We start from the raw sequence: 17,515 nt of genomic DNA on the forward strand, positions 1-17,515 counted from the left end.
CCTTCCGCTTCGCACCCCAACATGTCTGACGCTGCTTCCCCCAAAGATTACCGTTCCACGCTGAACCTGCCCGACACCCCCTTCCCGATGCGCGGCGACCTGCCCAAGCGCGAACCGGGCTGGGTGAAGGAATGGAACGACGAAGGCCGCTACCACCGCCTGCGCGACGCCCGCCACGGCGCGCCCAAGTTCATCCTGCACGACGGCCCGCCGTACGCCAACGGCCAGATCCACATGGGCCATGCGGTGAACAAGATCCTCAAGGACATGATCACCAAGGCGCGCCAGCTCGAAGGCTACGACGCGCTCTACGTGCCCGGCTGGGACTGCCACGGCCTGCCGATCGAGAACGCCATCGAAAAGCAGTACGGCCGCAACCTGAGCCGCGACGAGATGCAGGCCAAGAGCCGCGCCTTCGCCACCGGGCAGATCGCCCAGCAGATGGCCGACTTCCAGCGCCTGGGCGTGCTGGGCGAATGGGACCATCCCTACAAGACCATGGACTTCGCCAACGAGGCCGGCGAGCTGCGCGCGTTCAAGCGCGTCATAGAGCGCGGCTTCGTCTACCGCGGCCTGAAGCCGGTGTACTGGTGCTTCGACTGCGGCTCCTCGCTGGCCGAATTCGAGATCGAATACGCCGACAAGAAGAGCCAGACCATCGACGTCGCCTTCAAGGCTCACGAGCGCGAGAAGGTGCTCAAGGCTTTCGGCACCGACCACACGATCCTCGGCGACATCTTCGCCGTGATCTGGACCACCACCGCGTGGACCATCCCGGCCAACCAGGCGATCAACCTCAACCCCGAGCTCGAGTACTCGCTGGTCGACACCGAGCGCGGCCTGCTCATCCTTGCCAACTCGCTGGTCGAGATGTGCATGACGCGCTATGCGCTCGACGGCAAGGTGCTGGCCACGGTCAAGGGCGAGAAGCTGGGCGGCCTCGAATTCGAGCACCCGCTGTACGACGTTGACGCCGGCTACAGGCGCCTGTCGCCCGTGTACCTGGCCGACTACGCCACCGCCACCGACGGCACGGGCCTGGTGCACTCCTCGCCCGCCTACGGCGTGGACGACTTCAACTCCTGCATCGCCCACGGCGTGGCGTACGACGACATCCTGAACCCGGTGCAGGGCAACGGCAGCTACGCGCCCGACTTCCCGCTGTTCGGCGGCCAGAACATCTGGAAGGCCGTGCCGGTCATCATCGCCGCGCTGCGCGATGCCAACCGCCTGCTGACCACCGAGACCATCACCCACAGCTACCCGCACTGCTGGCGCCACAAGACGCCGGTGATCTACCGCGCCGCGGCGCAGTGGTTCGTGCGCATGGACGAGGGCGAAGGCGTGTTCACCAAGGACAAGGCGCCCAAGACGCTGCGCCAGACCGCGCTCGACGCCATCGAGCAGACCAGCTTCTACCCGGAGAACGGCCGCGCGCGCCTGCACGACATGATCGCCGGCCGGCCCGACTGGTGCATCAGCCGCCAGCGCAGCTGGGGCGTGCCGATCCCGTTCTTCCTGCACAAGGATTCGGGCGAGCTGCATCCGCGCACCATGGAAATCCTCGACCAGGCCGCCGACATCGTCGAGAAGGGCGGCATCGAGGCCTGGAGCCGCGTCACGGTCGAGGAAATCCTCGGCGCCGAAGATGCGCCGCACTACACAAAGAGCACCGACATCCTCGAGGTGTGGTTCGACTCGGGCTCGACCTTCTCCCACGTGCTGCGCGGCACGCACCCCACGGTGCACCACGACACGGGGCCGGAAGCCGACCTGTACCTCGAAGGCCATGACCAGCATCGCGGCTGGTTCCACTCGTCGCTGCTGATCGCCTGCGCGCTGGAAGACCGCGCGCCGTACCGCGGCCTGCTGACGCACGGCTTCACGGTCGATGCCAAGGGCATCAAGATGAGCAAGTCGCTCAAGAACGGCATCGACCCGCAGGAAATCAGCAACAAGCTGGGCTCGGAAATCATCCGCCTGTGGGTGGCCGCGAGCGACTACTCGGGCGACATCGCCGGCGACGACAAGATCCTGGCGCGCGTGGTCGATGCATACCGCCGCATCCGCAACACGCTGCGCTTCCTGCTTGCGAACACCAGCGACTTCGACGCCGCCAAGGATGCGGTGCCGCTCGACCAGCTGTTCGAGATCGACCGCTACGCGCTGTCGCGCGCGGCGCAGTTCCAGGCCGAGATCCTCGCGCACTACAAGGTGTACGAGTTCCATCCGGTGGTGGCCAAGCTGCAGATCTACTGCTCGGAAGACCTGGGCGGCTTCTACCTCGACATCCTGAAGGACCGGCTCTACACGACGGCCCCGGGCTCGCTCGCACGGCGCAGCGCGCAGACGGCGCTGTGGCACATCTCGCAAGCCATGCTGCGCTGGATGGCGCCGTTCCTGAGCTTCACGGCCGAAGAGGCATGGAAGTTCGTGGGCACCGGCAAGCCGGGCGAATCGATCTTCACGCAGACCTACAGCAAGTTCGACGCGCCCGACGAGGCCCTGCTCGCCAAGTGGAACCGCATCCGCGAGATCCGCGACGTGGTGAACAAGGACATCGAGACGGTTCGCGGCGAAGGCAAGGTCGGCTCGTCGCTGCAGGCCAACCTGCAACTGACGGCACCGGCCGACGACTTCGCGCTGCTGAATACGCTGGGCGATGACCTGAAATTCGTCTTCATCACCTCGGCCATCGCGCTGGCGGCCGGCGAGACGCTGTCGACGGTGGTGACGCCGAGCGCCGCGCAGAAGTGCGAACGCTGCTGGCACTACCGCGACGACGTGGGCCACGATGCGGCCCATCCGACGATCTGCGGGCGCTGCACCAGCAACCTGTTCGGCGCCGGCGAATCGCGGAGCTTTGCCTGATGGCCGCCGCCCGCTCCATGTCGGCCTCGCGTTCGCGCGGCGGCAGCATCTGGCCCTGGCTGGGGCTGGCGGTGATCATCGTGATCATCGACCAGTTCACCAAGACGCTGATCCTGGGCTACTACAAGCTCGGTGACGCGACCTACGTGACGAGCTTCTTCAATGTCGTGCGCGCGCACAACACGGGGGCCGCGTTCTCTTTCCTCGCGGATCACTCGGGCTGGCAGCGCTGGCTGTTCACGGCCATCGGCGTGGCGGCGGCGGTGTTCATCGTGTGGATGCTGAAGTCGCACGCGGGGCAGAAGCTGTTTTCGTTCTCCATGGCCTGCATCCTGGGCGGCGCCATCGGCAACGTGGTCGACCGGATGATGCACGGCTACGTGGTCGACTTCCTGAGCTTCCATGCGGGGAACTGGTACTTCCCGGCATTCAATGCCGCGGACAGTGCGATCACCCTCGGGGCTATCTGCCTGATCCTGGACGAGATCCGGCGGGTTCGCCGGGGCAAGTAAGTTTTCTCAGGGGCCCCGCGGGGCCCCTTCTTCTTGGGGCTGTCCACCCCTCGCCAAAGCCCTTCGGGTTTTTCCCGCTTTCGAACGATGTCATAACAAAGTCATACTGCGGCGGTCCAATGTAATCGATTACATGAACACCGCACGATGAGCATTCAAGACGTAGCAGCCAAAGCCGGGGTCTCCGTGGCCACGGTTTCGCGCGCTTTCAACTTTCCCGACAAGGTCACGCCCGCCACCCGCGAACTGGTGGAACGCGTGGCGCAGGAACTCAATTACCTGCCGAACGCCAGTGCGCGCACCCTGCGCACGCAACGCAGCCGCGTGCTCGGCATCGTGCTCCCCACGCTGCTGAACCCGACCTTCGCCGAGTGCCTGCAGGGCATCGCGCGGGCGGCCGTCGCGGGCGGCTACGCGATCATTCCCGTCACCACCGGCTACCGGCTCGACGAGGAAGAACGCGCCGTCCACCTGCTGCTGGCGGGCAATGTCGACGGGCTGATCCTCGTGGTGTCGAACCCCTCCACCTCGGCCACGCTGCCCCGGCTCCAGGCCGCCGGCGTGCCCTACGTGCTGGCCTACAACCGCCATGCGGACCACCCCTGCGTATCGGTCGACAGCGAAGGCGCGGTGGCTGACGCGGTCACCCGGCTCGTGCTGCTGGGCCACCGGCGCATCGCGATGGTCAGCGGCACGCTGGCCGCATCCGACCGCGCGCAGCAGCGCTACCGCGGCTACCTCAAGGGCATGGCCGACACCGGGCTCGACGCACAGCCGCTGATCGAAGTGCCCTTCGTCGAGACCGCCATCGACGCGCTCTCCCCTCACCTGCAGGCACGCCAGCGCCCCACCGCGCTGATCTGCTCGAACGACCTTCTGGCCATCCGCAGCATCCGCGCCGCACACCTCAGCGGCCTTTCGGTGCCCGAGGACCTCAGCGTGGTCGGCTTCGACGGCATTGCGCTCGGCGAAGACCTCACGCCCGCGCTCACCACCATTACCCAGCCCAACAGCGACATCGGCCGCCAGGGCGTCGAGCTGCTGATCCAGGCCATCTCCGGCGGCACCACGCTGCAGGCCGATTCGAGCCTGCTGCTTCCCCATTCCTTCCGAGACGGCGAGTCGTGCGCTTCGGCGCGCGAAGACAACAACGCCGCGACTTTCTGACCTCACCAACCTCGTTCTCCGACTCATCCTCCAAGGAGCTCCCGCATGTCCTCTCGCTTCCATCGCCTGGCCCGCCTGGGCCTGATCGCCGCCACGCTCGCCGCCGGCAGCGCCATGGCCCAGACCGCCATCTGCTACAACTGCCCGACCGAATGGGCCGACTGGGGCACCCAGCTGAAGGCCATCAAGGCCAAGACGGGCATCACCGTGCCGCCCGACAACAAGAACTCGGGCCAGTCGCTGGCCCAACTGGCGGCCGAAAAAGCCAGCCCCGTCGCCGACGTCACCTACCTCGGCGTGACCTTCGCGGTGCAGGCCGCCAAGGACGGCCTGGTCGAGCCCTACAAGCCCGCTGCGTGGAAAGACATTCCCGACGGCCTGAAGGACCCGGCCGGCAACTGGTTCACCATCCACTCGGGCACGCTCGGCTTCATGGTCAACGTCGACGCGCTCAAGGGCAAGCCGATTCCGAAGTCGTGGGCCGACCTGCTCAAGCCTGAATACAAGGGCCTGATCGGCTACCTTGACCCGGCCTCGGCCTTCGTCGGCTACGTCGGCGCGGTCGCGGTGAACGAAGCGCGCGGCGGCACGCTCGACAACTTCAAGCCGGCCATCGACTACTTCAAGGCGCTGCAGAAGAACGAGCCGATCGTGCCGAAGCAAACGTCGTATGCGCGCGTGCTGTCGGGCGAAATCGCGATCCTGCTCGACTATGACTTCAACGCCTACCGCGCCAAGTACAAGGACAAGGCCAACGTGGCCTTCGTGATCCCGAGCGAAGGCACGCTGGCCGTGCCCTACGTGATGAGCCTGGTCGCCAAGGCCCCGCACGCGGCCGACGCCAAGAAGGTGCTCGACTTCACGCTGTCCGACGAAGGCCAGGCCATCTGGGCCAAGGCTTATCTGCGGCCGGTGCGCGCGAACGCGATGCCCAAGGAAATCGAAGCCCAGTTCCTGCCTGCGAGCGACTACGCCCGTGCCAAGAGCGTGGACTACGGGCGCATGGCAGCCGCGCAACGCGCTTTCTCCGATGAGTATTTGAAGGAAGTGCGCTAAGTCTCGCTTCGTCGCTCTGGGCGCGCTCTTTTCGGGGCGCGCTCACGCCGACGGGGTGCCTTGTGCACAGGGCATCGGGTGCTCCCCGCAGCGAAATAAAGGAGGAGCCCGAAGGGCGGGGGACATTCGCGGAGGGGAGTACCCGATGACCTGTGCACGCACCCCGAACAAAGCCGACCAAAACACAACGATGGGCAAAAAATGAAAACCGCCTGGAACCCAAGCTGGCGCCTGCTGGCCTGCGCAGCGCCCGCTGCCGCCTTCTTCGCGGCCTTCTGGCTGCTGCCGGTCGTGCGCCTGCTGACGCTGCCCGCCGACAAAGGCTGGGCAACCTATTTCGCCGTGCTCACTGATTCGCGCTACCTCGCGAGCATGGCCAACACGGTCGTGCTCTCCATCACGGTCACGCTCGCCACCCTGGTGCTGGGCGCGGCAGTGGGCATCTACCTCGCGCGACATGCCTTCGTCGGCAAGCGCATGCTGCTGTCGCTGCTCACGCTGCCGCTGTCGTTCCCGGGCGTCATCATCGGCTTCTTCGTGATCCTGCTGGGCGGGCGCCAAGGCGTGGTCGCGGACCTGAGCGACAGCCTGATCGGCCAGCGCGTCACCTTCGCCTACGGCCTGCTCGGGCTTTTCCTGGCCTACCTGTATTTTTCGCTGCCGCGCGCCATCGCCACCTACGCGGCGGCCGCCGAGTCGATGAACACCCAGCTCGAGGAAGCCGCGCGTTCGCTCGGCGCCTCGCGGCTGCGCGTGGCACGCGACGTGTGGATGCCCGAGCTCGCACCCACCACGCTGGCCTGCGGCGCGATCCTCTTCGCCACGTCGATGGGCGCCTTCGGCACGGCCTTCACGCTGGCCAGCAAGTTCGAGGTCATTCCCATCACCATCTACAACGAGTTCACCAACTACGCCAACTTCGCGCTCGCCGCGTCGCTGTCTATTTCGCTGGGCATCGTGACCTGGCTGGTGCTGTTCGTGGCGCGCCGCTTCGGCGCGAATCCCGTCGCACGCTGAGGCACACCCATCATGCGAAAGAACACACAGGCCAAGGCGCCCTTCCTGCTCGCCGTCACGCTGATCGTGAGCCTCTTCATGATCGCGCCGATGCTCCTGTCGGTCATGGCGGGCCTGGTCAACAACTACAGCACCGGCCTCAAGAGCGGCTTCACGCTGCGCTGGCTCGGCGAGGTGTGGGAAAACTACGGCGGCACCGTCGGCTGGTCGATCGCGCTGGCAGTGGCCTGCGTGATCGGCACCGTGCTGATCGGCGTGCCCTGCGCCTATGCGCTGGCGCGCAGCCGCTCGCGCGCCGCACGCATCTTCGAGGAGCTGCTGACGCTGCCGGTCGCGGTGCCGGGCCTTGCCACGGCGCTTGCGCTGATCCTCGCCTACGGCCAGCTCACGGCTTTCCGCCAGAGCTTCGCCTTCATCCTCGTGGGCCACATGATCTTCACGCTGCCCTTCATGGTGCGCACCGTCAGCTCGGCCTTCGAGCGCGACGACCTGCTCGCGCTCGAGGAAGCCGCGCGCTCGCTGGGCGCGAACTTCCGCCAGCGCTTCATGGGCATCCTGGTGCCGGCCGTGTTCCCCGCCATCGTGGCCGGCAGCCTGATGGTCTTCACGCTCTCCGTCGGCGAATTCAATCTCACGTGGATGCTGCATACGCCGCTCACGCGCACGCTGCCCGTGGGCTTGGCCGACAGCTATGCCTCGATGCGCATCGAAATCGGATCGGCCTACACGCTGGTTTTCTTTGCCGTCATTCTTCCGGTGCTGTGGGCCTTGCAGTACCTTGCCAACCTCATGCAGAAACGCCATGGAACTTGAACGCATCACCATCGACATCGCCAACTGCGCGAAAACCTATGCCGACGGCACGCGCGGCCTGCAGCCCACCGACCTGCGGGTGGAAGCCGGCGAAGTGCTGGCGCTGCTCGGCCCCTCGGGCTGCGGCAAGACCACGCTGCTGCGGCTGATTGCCGGGCTGGAAGCGCCCGACGCGGGCAGCCGCATCGTTTTCGGCGACCAGGACGTGACGCAGCGCCCGGTCGAACACCGCGGCGTGGGCATGGTGTTCCAGAGCTACGCCCTCTTCCCGCAGATGACGGTGGCGGCCAACATCGGCTACGGCCTGCGCATTCGCGGCGTCTCGCCCGAAGAAGAAAAACGCAGCGTGGGCGAGCTGGTCGACCTGGTGCGCCTGGGCGGCCTGGAGAACAAGCGCCCCTCCGAGCTTTCGGGAGGCCAGCGCCAGCGCGTGGCCCTGGCACGCGCCGTGGCCGTGCGCCCGCGCGTGCTGCTGCTCGACGAGCCGCTGGCCGCGCTCGACGCCAAGCTCAAGGAATCGCTGCGCGACGAGCTGGCCGAACTGCTGCGCCGCCTGCACATCACGGCCATCCACGTCACGCACGACCAGCAGGAGGCGCTGGCCATTGCAGACCGCCTCGCGGTGATGCGCGCCGGGCGCATCGTGCAGGTGGGCCGTGGCGAAGACCTCTACCGCGCCCCCGCGCACCCCTTCGTGGCCGAGTTCCTGGGCCGGGTCAACCGGCTGGAGCGCACGGCCGACGCCATCGCCCAGGGCGTCGTCCGAATCGGCGGAACCACCCTGCCCTGCCCGAGCGCCTGGCGCGACCATGCAACCCTGCTGGTGCGCCCCGAAGACATCGAAGTCGGCGCGCCCCAGCTGGACTGGGCCGCCGGCATCGTCGAGCGCCGCACCTTCCTCGGCGACCGCGTCCAGCTGCACCTGCTCGCGCAGGACCAGCCCTTGCTGATGGCCGACGTGGGGCGCGACAAACCTTTCAAGCCAGGCGACACCGTGGGCTTGCGCATTCACCCTGACCGCCTGATGACGTCGCAGGAGACCATCACCGCATGACGACAAGCAACACACCCCACGACACCACCTTCCTGGTCCAGCTGACCGACCTGCACATCCGCGAGCCGGGCCGGCTGGCCTACGGCCGCATCAACACCGCGCCCTATCTGGAGCGCGCCGTGCAGTCGGTGCTGGCGCTGCGCCAGCCGCCCGACGCGGTGGTCGTCACCGGCGACCTGACCGACTTCGGCCGCGCGGCCGAGTACGAGCACCTCGCGCGCCTGCTGGCCCCGCTGAACATGCCGGTCTACCTGATGCCCGGCAACCACGACGACCGCGACCAGCTGCGCCGCAGCTTCCCCGGCCACGCCTACCTGGGCACGGGCGCCGACACCGACGGCTTCATCCAGTATTCGGTGCGCGTCGGCCCGCTGCGGCTGCTCACGCTGGACACCTGCGTGCCCGGCGCGAGCCACGGCTCGCTGTGCGAGAAGCGCCTGGCCTGGCTCGAAGCCCAGCTGGAGGCCTGCCGCGGCGAACCCGTGGTGATCGCCATGCACCATCCGCCGTTCGAGACGCTGATCGGCCACATGGACGAAATCGGCCTGCTCCAGGGCTCGGAAGCGCTCGAGGCGCTGGTCTCGCGCCATCCGAACGTCGAGCGCATCATCTGCGGCCACCTGCACCGCGCCATCGACGTGCGCTTCGGCGGCACCATTGCCTCGACCTCGCCGGCCCAGGCGCACCAGGTCTGCCTCGATCTCGCGCCCGACGCCCCCTCGGCCTGGACGCTGGAACCGCCCGCTTTCCGTGTCCATGCGTGGCTGCCGCGCAACCGCCGGCTGGTGACGCATCTGGCGGCTTCGGGTAGCTTTGAAGGCCCTTATCCTTTCCACGACAACGGAGCGCTTATCGACTGATTCGCTATCTTGTGGAAAATGGGGTCGAAACGAACCAAAACGAAAAGGATAGAACCCGACACCCATGAAGCATCTTCTGAACCTGCTGGCGGCAGTCGCATTGCTGGTGTGGGGTACGCACCTCGTTCGTACCGGCGTGCTGCGCGTATTCGGCGCCAACCTGCGCAAGATCCTCGTGCAGAGCATGCGCAACCGCTTCACCGCCGCCCTCTCGGGCATCGGCGTGACCGCCCTGGTGCAATCGAGCACGGCCACCTCCCTCATGACCTCGTCCTTCGTCGGGCAGGGCCTGGTCACGCTGCCGGCGGCGCTGGCGGTGATGCGCGGCGCCGACGTGGGCACCGCGCTGATTTCCGTGCTGTTCTCGGCCGACCTGTCGTGGCTGTCGCCGATGTTCATCTTCGTGGGCGTGGTGCTGTTCATCACGCGCTCGGCCTCGGTGGCGGGGCGCGTGGGGCGGGTTCTCATCGGGCTGGGGCTCATGCTGCTGGCGCTGCAGCTGGTGGTGGAAGCGACCGAGCCGCTGTTCTCGTCGCCCGCCGTGCGCGCGCTGCTCGCGTCGATCAACAGCGACGTGCTGCTCGAGATCACCATCGGCTCGGTGCTGGCCATCGTGGCCTATTCGAGCCTCGCGGTGGTGCTGCTGGTGGCGGCCATGGCCACCTCGAACGTGGTGCCGCTGGACGTGGCGCTGGGCCTGGTGCTCGGCGCCAACCTCGGCAGCGGCCTGCTGGCGGTGCTGACCACGGCCAAGTCGGCGGTGTCGGTGCGGCAGGTGACGATCGGCAACCTGCTGTTCAAGGCGCTGGGCGTGGCCATCGTGGCACCCTTCATCGGGCTGTGGATCCGCTACGTGCAGCCCGAGCTGCCGAACCAGGCGCACGGCGTGGTGCTGTTCCACCTGGGCTTCAACGTCATCATCAGCGTGGGGTTCATCGGGCTCACCCAATGGGTGGCCAAGCTGGTGACGCGGCTGCTGCCGGTGCCGCAGCAGCCGGCCGGCGCCATGCGGCTGCACCACCTCGATCCGTCGGCGCTGTCGACCCCTTCGCTGGCCATTTCGAACGCGGCGCGCGAGGCGCTGCACCAGGCCGACATCGTGGAGACCATGCTCATCGGCACGCTCGACGTGATCCGCCACAACGACCTGCGGCTGGCGCAGGAACTCCGCCAGCTCGACGATGCCGTGGACGAGCTGTACTCGGCCATCAAGTACTACATGACGCGCATCTCGCGCGAGGCGCTGGGCGAGGAAGAAAGCCGGCGCTGGACCGACATCATCAGCTTCACGATCAACATGGAGCAGATCGGCGACATCATCGAGCGGGTGATCATCGACATCGAGGACAAGAAGATCAAGCCGCAGCGCAACTTCTCCGAAGCCGGCATGGCAGAGATCGTGGAGCTGCACGGCCGGCTGATCGCCAACCTGCGGCTGAGCATGAGCGTGTTCCTGAACGGCAACGTGCGGGACGCCCAGAAACTGCTGGAAGAAAAAGTGCGCTTCCGCGACCTGGAGCGGGCCTACGCCACCACCCACCTGGACCGCCTGTCCGACCGGACCACGCTGAGCATCGAGACCAGTTCGCTGCACATCGACCTGATCAGCGACCTGAAGCGCATCAACTCGCACATCTGCTCGATTGCGTATCCGATCCTGGAGTCGGCCGGGGCGCTGGCGCCGAGCCGGCTGAAGGATCCCCAATTGAGCCAGGCGGAGAGCTGACCTGACAGCGCCCCGGCCGGAAAGAAGCTACTTCTGCCCGGCAGGCTCAAGCGTCGGGGCAGCTTCCTGCCCCCGCCGCGCATAGCGCTGCGCCAGCACCGCGCACACCATCAGCTGCATCTGGTGGAACAGCATCAGCGGCAGCACGATGGCACCCACGGCGTGGGAAGCGAACAGCACCTTCGCCATCGGGATGCCGCTCGCGAGGCTCTTCTTGGAGCCGCAGAAGACGATGGTGATCTCGTCCGCCTTGTCGAAACCCAGCTTGCGCGCGGTGAAGGTCGTGAGCGTGAGCGCCAGTGCCAGCAGCACGGCGCACACCAGCAGCAGGCCCAGCAGCGCGCTCACGGGAATCTGCTTCCAGAGCCCCTCGATCACCGCCGCGCTGAACGCGGTGTAGACCACCAGCAGGATCGAGCCCTGGTCCACGAACTTGAGCACCGCCGCGCGCTTCTGCACCCACTTGCCGATGACCGGGCGCAGCAGGTGGCCGGCCAGGAAGGGCACCATCAGCTGCAGCAGGATGCGGCCGATCGAATCGAAGGACGAGGTGGCGCCGCCGTTGTGCGGCAGCACCACCAGGTTCACCAGCACGGGCGTGATGAACACACCCAGCAGCGTGGACGCCGAGGCGCTGCAGATGGCGGCCGGCATGTTGCCGCGGGCCATCGCGGTGAAGGCGATGGCCGACTGCACCGTGGCCGGCAGCACGCACAGGAAAAGCACGCCGGTGTAGAGCTCGGGCGTCACCAGCGGCGACAGCGCCGGCTTGAGCGCGAGCCCCAGCAGCGGGAACAGGACGAAGGTGCTCGCGAACACCAGCAGGTGCAGCCGCCAATGGGTGATGCCCGCCATGATCGCCTCGCGCGACAGCTTGGCGCCGTGCAGGAAGAACAGCAGTCCGATGGCGACCGTGGTCAGGCCTTCGAAGAAATGCGCCACGCGCCCGCTGGCGGGCAGCAGGCTGGCGATGGTCACGACCGTGACGAGGGCGAGCGTGAAGTTGTCGGGGAGGAAGCGTGAACGGGCCATGGAACGCATTGGACGCCGCCTCCATTCAAAAGAGAAATGGATTTATCTGATGGATATATGATTCGAGTGCATGAATGTCACGCTTCGCCAGCTTCGCGTGTTCCGCTCGGTGGCCGAGGGACGCAATTTCAGCCGCGCCGGCGACCAGGTCGGCCTGAGCCAGCCGGCGGTCAGCCGCTCGATCCTGGAGTTGGAGTCGCAGCTCGGCCTCAAGCTGCTCGACCGAACCACCCGCGAGGTGGTGTTGACGGAAGCCGGCCAGTCGCTCGCAGCCCGGCTCGACCGCGTGCTCGACGACCTCGACCAGACCCTGCAGGACGTGGCCGGCCTGGCCAGTGCGCGTGGCGGCAAGGTGCGGGTGGCGAGCAGCCCCACGCTGTCGGCCAACCTGATGCCCGGCTGCATCGCTACCTGCGCGGTGCAGGCGACGGGCATCCAGTTCCTGCTGCTCGACCGCATCCAGCAGGACGTGCTCGACAGCGTACGCAGCGGCGAGGTCGACTTCGGCGTGGTGATCGAGCCCTCGGAGGCCGAGGACCTGCATTGCGAGGCGATCCTCGACGATCCCTTCGTGCTCGTGGTGCCCCCCGCGCACCGGCTCGCGCAGAAGGCATCGGTGCGCTGGACGGCGCTCGACGGGGAATCCCTTGTGTTGCTCGACCATGCCTCGGGCAGCCGGCGGCTGATCGACCAGGCGCTGGAGCGGCATGGTGCGCACTGCGAAGTGAAGCAGCAACTCGGCCATCCGACCACCGTGTTCCGCATGGTCGAGGCGGGCATCGGCATCAGCGTGATGCCGGAGCTTTCATTGCCGCCGGAGGGTCTGCCGCAGCTCGTGGTGCGGCCGCTGGTGCCACGCGTTCAGCGGGCGATCATGCTGATTCGCCGCCGCAACCGGGCGCTTTCGCCGCTCGCTGAGCGGGTGTGGGGCATCGTGCGCGAGACAGCCGCGCTCAGTGCGTCAGCGGAGCCCGGTTCGACGACACAGAGGGATGGCTGAGCCGCGCCTGCCGCTGACGCACGCAGAAGTCGATCAGGTCCTCCACCTCGGTGGCCTTGTCGAACACCGCGTCGGCGCCGAGCAGGGCGCACTTCCGGCGCATCTCGGGCGTGGCGTAGTTGCTCAGGACCACCATTTTCTGCATCGGATGCCGGTCGCGGCAGGCCTCCAGCACGCGGAAACCGGTGCCGTCCTTCAGGAACAGGTCGACGATGGCCAGATCCCACTGGGACGGATTGCGCGTGAGCCAGCGCGTGCCCTCGGCTTCGGATTCGGCCTGGCCGATGGGGTCCACCCGCGCTACCTCGCGCAAGGTGCCCACCAGGTTCTCGCGAATGGTGGGGTTGTCTTCGACGATGTAGGTGCGAACGGTGTTCATGCGGCTTTGCCTCTGGCTTTGACCCAAGGCTACAAAGTGCGCCACTCACAAGTCGAAGGCATGACACCACTGCACGGGTAGGACAAGACTGTCCTTTCCGTCTTATCAGAGCGTGAGGATCGTGCAGCCCGTGGTCTTGCGCGCCTCGAGGTCGCGGTGCGCCTGCCGCACGTCGTCCAGTGCATAGCGCTGGTCGATCGGGATCTTCACAGCGCCGCTTCGCACCACCGCGAACAGGTCGTCGGCCATGGCCTGCGTGCTCTCGCGCGTGGACATGTGGGTGAAGAGCGTGGGCCGCGTCACGTACAGCGAGCCCTTGGAGGCGAGCGTGCCGAGGTTCACCGGCGGCACCGGACCCGAACCGTTGCCGAACACCGCCAGCAGGCCGAAGGGCCGCAGGCAGTCGATCGAGCCTTCGAAAGTGTCCTTGCCGACCGAGTCGTACACCACCTTCACGCCCTTGCCGCCGGTGATTTCCTTCACCCGCGCCGCGAAGTTCTCGGTGCTGTAGTTGATGGCGTGCGCCGCGCCGTGTTCGAGCGCCAGCTTGCACTTGGCGTCGCTGCCTGCCGTGCCGATGAGCTGCAGGCCGAGCGCCTTGGCCCACTGGCAGGCGATGAGCCCCACGCCGCCCGCGGCCGCGTGGAACAGGATGAAGTCGCCGGCCTGCAGGCCTTCGGCCGGCAGCGTCTTCTTCAGCAGGTACTGCGTGGTGAGGCCCTTGAGCATCATGGCCGCGCCGGTCTCGAAGGAGATGTCGTCGGGCAGCTTGCACACGCACTTGGCCGGCATCACGCGCAGCTCGCAGTACGAGCCGGGCGGCGGGCTGGCATAGGCGGCGCGGTCGCCGGCCTTCAGGTGCGTCACGCCCTCGCCCACCGCCTCGACGACGCCCGAGGCCTCCATGCCCAGCTGCAGCGGCATGGCAAATGGATAGAGCCCGCTGCGCTGGTAGGTGTCGATGAAGTTCAGGCCCACCGCCTTGTGGCGGATGCGGATCTCGCCGGGGCCGGGTTCGCCGACCTCGACCTCGACGATCTTCAGTTCTTCGGGACCGCCGGGGCGATCGATACGAACGGCTTTGCTCTTCATGATGGCAGTCTCCACGCGCAGGAAAAAAGTAGAGGTGCATCCTGCCATGTTTGCCTTTCCCGCGACAGCACGGGGCATTGCCACCCGTTAGAGTCGGCGCCCATGCAGACACAGCCGCAGCGCCTCACACCCCTCGTCGTTTTCATGCTGGTCGTTCCGCCGCTTCTTTGGGCAGGCAACGCCGTGGTCGGGCGCCTCGTGCGCGAGCTGGTGTCGCCGCTCACGCTGAACTTCGTGCGCTGGGTCATCGCATTCGTGATCGTGCTGCCGCTGGCCGCGCAAGTGCTGCGCCGCGACAGCCCGCTGTGGCCGCACTGGCGGCGCTACGCGCTGCTGGGCCTGCTCGGCATCGGGCTCTACAACGCGTTCCAGTACCTCGCACTGCAGACCTCCACGCCGATCAACGTCACACTGGTGGGCTCCAGCGTGCCGCTGTGGATCCTGGCGACCGGCGCCCTTTTCTTCGGTGCGCGCATCAGCGCACGCGAGGTCGGCGGCGCGCTGCTGTCGATGGCGGGCGTGCTGCTGGTGCTCAGCCGCGGCGAATGGCGGCAGTTGATGGCGCTGCGGCTGGTGCCGGGCGATCTCTACATGATCCTCGGCTCCATCGCGTGGGCCTTCTACAGCTGGATGCTGGCGCGCACGCACGAGCCCGGGAGCGTGCGGCAGGACTGGTCCGCTTTCCTGATGGCGCAGCTGGTGTTCGGCCTTGCGTGGTCGGGCGCGCTGGCGGCCGGCGAATGGACGCTGACCGACGCGCACATCGACCTCGGCTGGCCGCTCGTTGCGGCCATGCTGTTCATCGGCATCGGCCCCGCGGTGCTCGCCTACCGCTGCTGGGGCACCGGCGTGCAGCGCGCGGGCCCGCAGGCCGCGAGCATCTTCATGAACCTCACGCCGCTGTTCGCGGCGGTGCTCTCCGCCGCGTTCCTGCGCGAACTGCCGCACTGGTACCACGGTGCGGCATTCCTGCTGATCGTGGGCGGGATCGTGGTGTCGTCGCGGCGCTGAGCCAAGTACGAACCCTTCAAGCAAACACCGAGGAACCGGCTTTGCCGGGCCTCAGGTGTTGCCCCGGTAGGGAGGTGGCGAAGCGACACGAAGTGCGCGCAGCCTGGGGGCGAGCTTTAGTACGTGCCGGGGTAGGCACCGCCGTCGGCGAGAACGTTCTGGCCGGTCATGTAGCCGGCATGCATGCTGCACAGGAAGGCGCAGATGGCGCCGAACTCGGCCGGCGTGCCGAAGCGCTTTGCAGGAATGTTCTTCTTGCGGGCTTCCCACACGGTGTCGAAATCCTGGCCCGTTTTCTGCGCCGTGCCGGCCATGGTGCCCTTCAGCCGGTCGGTGTCGAACGAGCCGGGCAGCAGGTTGTTGATGGTCACCCCCTGCGCCGCGATGGGCGTGCGCGCCACGCCGGCCACGAAGCCGGTGAGGCCGCTGCGTGCGCCGTTCGACAGGCCCAGGATGTCGATCGGCGACTTCACCGAGCTCGACGTGATGTTCACGATGCGCCCGAAGCCGCGCTTGGCCATGCCATCGACCGTGGCCTTGATGAGCTCGATGGGCGTGAGCATGTTGGCATCGACCGCCTTGATCCACGCCTCGCGGTCCCAGTTGCGGAAGTCGCCGGGCGGCGGGCCGCCGGCGTTGGTGACGACGATATCGAAGTCGTGCCCCAGCGCGAACACCGCGGCGCGGCCAGCTTCGGTGGTGATGTCGGCCGCCACGTGCTTGACGAACGGGCCCGATGCACCTGCAGCCTCGGCCAGCTTCTTCGCCGCGGCTTCGAGCGCCTCGGCGCCGCGCGCGACGATCACCACGTTCACGCCCTCGCGCACCAGCGCCTCGGCGCAGCCGTAGCCCAGCCCCTTGCTCGCGCCGCACACCAGCGCGGTCTTGCCTGCAATACCCAGATCCATGTTGTGTTTCTCCAGTGAGTCCGGCAAGAGGCTTCAGCGCCCCTTGCGGGTGAAAACGAAAATGCCCGCGATGACGAGCACGGTGCCGGCCGCGATCCACGGCGTGAACGGCTCGCCGAGTATCACCACCCCCATGAGGATGGTCGACAGCGGCCCGATCATGCCGGTTTGCGCGGCCACCGCCGGGCCGATGCGCTCGATGGCCATCATCACCATGAGGACGGGCACCGCCGTGCACAGCGTGGCATTGAGCACCGACAGCCAGATGACCTCTGGCGCGAGCCCGAAGGCCACGCTCATGGGCCGCGTCAGCACGAACTGCAGGATGCACAGCACGCAGGCCACGGTAGTCGCCAGGCCCACGAGCCGCAGCGAGCCCAGCCGCTTGACGAACTCGCCGCTGTAGACAAGGTAGCCCGCATAGCTCACGGCGCTCAGGAACACCAGGAACGCGCCCCAGGCCGCCGCACCGCCGCCCTTGCCGCCGCCGGTCCACAGCTCGTGGCCGAACACCAGCAGCACGCCGGCGTAGCTCACGACCATGCCGAGCACCTGAGGCCGCGTAGGGCGGCGCCGGTACAACAGCCAGCCGAAGAACAGCACCAGCGTCGGGTTGAGATAAAGAATGAGCCGCTCGAAGCTGGCCGAGATGTAGGCCAGCCCGGCAAAGTCGAGAAAGCTCGCGAGGTAGTAGCCCGAGAAGCCGAGCCCCACCACGCCGAGCCAGTCGCGCGCGGTGAGCGACGGCTTGCCGCGCCCGGCCCACCACGCCATGACCGCGAACAGCGGCAGCGCGAACAGCATGCGCAGCATGATGAGCGTCACCGCGTCCACGCCGTAGCGGTACGCGAGCTTGACGATGATGGCCTTGCCGCTGAACGCGATGGCGCCCAGCGTGGCCAGGATCAGGCCGGTGGCGATGCCCTTCCTGGCGGCATCGTGGGAGGGTCGAGGGGGGATGCCGGCCGTCGCGGCTGTCTTGTTCATCCCCCGATCATCGCGGCAAGCTCAAACCCT

General features: G+C 67.2%; 16 protein-coding genes. 11 read left to right on the forward strand and 5 right to left on the reverse strand.

Annotated features, from left to right (window positions below):
• Positions 1–21: 21 nt before the first annotated feature.
• The 9 genes from ileS to ACQY8B_RS18020 all read left to right on the forward strand — a co-directional run bounded on the left by ileS (position 22) and on the right by ACQY8B_RS18020 (position 11,076).
• Positions 22–2,871: an isoleucine--tRNA ligase gene (gene ileS / locus ACQY8B_RS17980; protein WP_422087949.1), complete on the forward strand. Its 2,850-nt coding sequence runs from the start codon at positions 22–24 to the stop codon at positions 2,869–2,871.
• Positions 2,871–3,383: a signal peptidase II gene (lspA, locus tag ACQY8B_RS17985; protein ID WP_422087950.1), complete on the forward strand. Its 513-nt coding sequence runs from the start codon at positions 2,871–2,873 to the stop codon at positions 3,381–3,383. Before ileS ends, lspA begins: the two co-directional genes overlap by 1 nt.
• Positions 3,384–3,530: 147 nt before the next feature.
• Positions 3,531–4,550: a LacI family DNA-binding transcriptional regulator gene (locus tag ACQY8B_RS17990; protein ID WP_422087951.1), complete on the forward strand. Its 1,020-nt coding sequence runs from the start codon at positions 3,531–3,533 to the stop codon at positions 4,548–4,550.
• Positions 4,551–4,595: 45 nt separating this feature from the next.
• On the forward strand, positions 4,596–5,606 hold the full coding sequence (locus tag ACQY8B_RS17995; RefSeq protein WP_422087952.1) for an ABC transporter substrate-binding protein: 1,011 nt from the start codon (positions 4,596–4,598) through the stop codon (positions 5,604–5,606).
• 201 nt (positions 5,607–5,807) lie between these two features.
• Positions 5,808–6,623 (forward strand): ABC transporter permease, encoded by an 816-nt coding sequence (locus ACQY8B_RS18000; protein WP_422087953.1) that lies wholly within the window; start codon positions 5,808–5,810, stop codon positions 6,621–6,623.
• A gap of 12 nt (positions 6,624–6,635) precedes the next feature.
• Complete coding sequence (locus tag ACQY8B_RS18005; protein ID WP_422087954.1) at positions 6,636–7,436, forward strand: ABC transporter permease; 801 nt, start codon at positions 6,636–6,638, stop codon at positions 7,434–7,436.
• Positions 7,426–8,490, forward strand: a complete 1,065-nt coding sequence (locus tag ACQY8B_RS18010; RefSeq protein WP_422087955.1) for an ABC transporter ATP-binding protein — start codon at positions 7,426–7,428, stop codon at positions 8,488–8,490. The genes ACQY8B_RS18005 and ACQY8B_RS18010 overlap by 11 nt, the downstream gene beginning before the upstream one ends.
• Positions 8,487–9,350, forward strand: a complete 864-nt coding sequence (locus ACQY8B_RS18015; protein ID WP_422087956.1) for a phosphodiesterase — start codon at positions 8,487–8,489, stop codon at positions 9,348–9,350. Before ACQY8B_RS18010 ends, ACQY8B_RS18015 begins: the two co-directional genes overlap by 4 nt.
• Before the next feature lie 64 nt (positions 9,351–9,414).
• Positions 9,415–11,076 carry a Na/Pi cotransporter family protein gene (locus ACQY8B_RS18020; RefSeq protein WP_422087957.1) on the forward strand — a complete coding sequence of 554 codons (1,662 nt, stop codon included), beginning with the start codon at positions 9,415–9,417 and terminating at the stop codon, positions 11,074–11,076.
• A gap of 27 nt (positions 11,077–11,103) precedes the next feature.
• Here ACQY8B_RS18020 and ACQY8B_RS18025 read toward each other — a convergent pair whose 3' ends face one another.
• On the reverse strand, positions 11,104–12,108 hold the full coding sequence (locus ACQY8B_RS18025; protein WP_422087958.1) for a bile acid:sodium symporter family protein: 1,005 nt from the start codon (positions 12,106–12,108) through the stop codon (positions 11,104–11,106).
• A 70-nt stretch (positions 12,109–12,178) separates the two neighbouring features.
• On the opposite strand from ACQY8B_RS18025, the gene ACQY8B_RS18030 reads away from it, so the two are divergent.
• Positions 12,179–13,108 (forward strand): LysR family transcriptional regulator, encoded by a 930-nt coding sequence (locus ACQY8B_RS18030; protein WP_422087959.1) that lies wholly within the window; start codon positions 12,179–12,181, stop codon positions 13,106–13,108.
• Here ACQY8B_RS18030 and ACQY8B_RS18035 read toward each other — a convergent pair.
• On the reverse strand, positions 13,062–13,487 hold the full coding sequence (locus ACQY8B_RS18035) for a response regulator (RefSeq protein WP_422087960.1): 426 nt from the start codon (positions 13,485–13,487) through the stop codon (positions 13,062–13,064). The two genes, ACQY8B_RS18030 and ACQY8B_RS18035, sit on opposite strands and share 47 nt — an antisense overlap.
• Before the next feature lie 105 nt (positions 13,488–13,592).
• Complete coding sequence (locus tag ACQY8B_RS18040) at positions 13,593–14,579, reverse strand: quinone oxidoreductase family protein (protein ID WP_422087961.1); 987 nt, start codon at positions 14,577–14,579, stop codon at positions 13,593–13,595.
• Positions 14,580–14,681: 102 nt separating this feature from the next.
• Between ACQY8B_RS18040 and ACQY8B_RS18045 the strand changes: the two genes are divergently transcribed.
• Complete coding sequence (locus ACQY8B_RS18045) at positions 14,682–15,590, forward strand: DMT family transporter (protein ID WP_422087962.1); 909 nt, start codon at positions 14,682–14,684, stop codon at positions 15,588–15,590.
• Between the two features lie 116 nt (positions 15,591–15,706).
• Here the strand turns inward: ACQY8B_RS18045 and ACQY8B_RS18050 are convergent, their stop codons facing one another.
• On the reverse strand, positions 15,707–16,498 hold the full coding sequence (locus ACQY8B_RS18050) for an SDR family oxidoreductase (RefSeq protein ID WP_422087963.1): 792 nt from the start codon (positions 16,496–16,498) through the stop codon (positions 15,707–15,709).
• 33 nt (positions 16,499–16,531) lie between these two features.
• Positions 16,532–17,485 (reverse strand): DMT family transporter, encoded by a 954-nt coding sequence (locus ACQY8B_RS18055; protein ID WP_422087964.1) that lies wholly within the window; start codon positions 17,483–17,485, stop codon positions 16,532–16,534.
• Between the last annotated feature and the right edge of the window lie 30 nt (positions 17,486–17,515).

It is taken from the genome of Variovorax sp., assembly GCF_965279555.1.
GTDB lineage: Bacteria > Pseudomonadota > Gammaproteobacteria > Burkholderiales > Burkholderiaceae_C > Variovorax.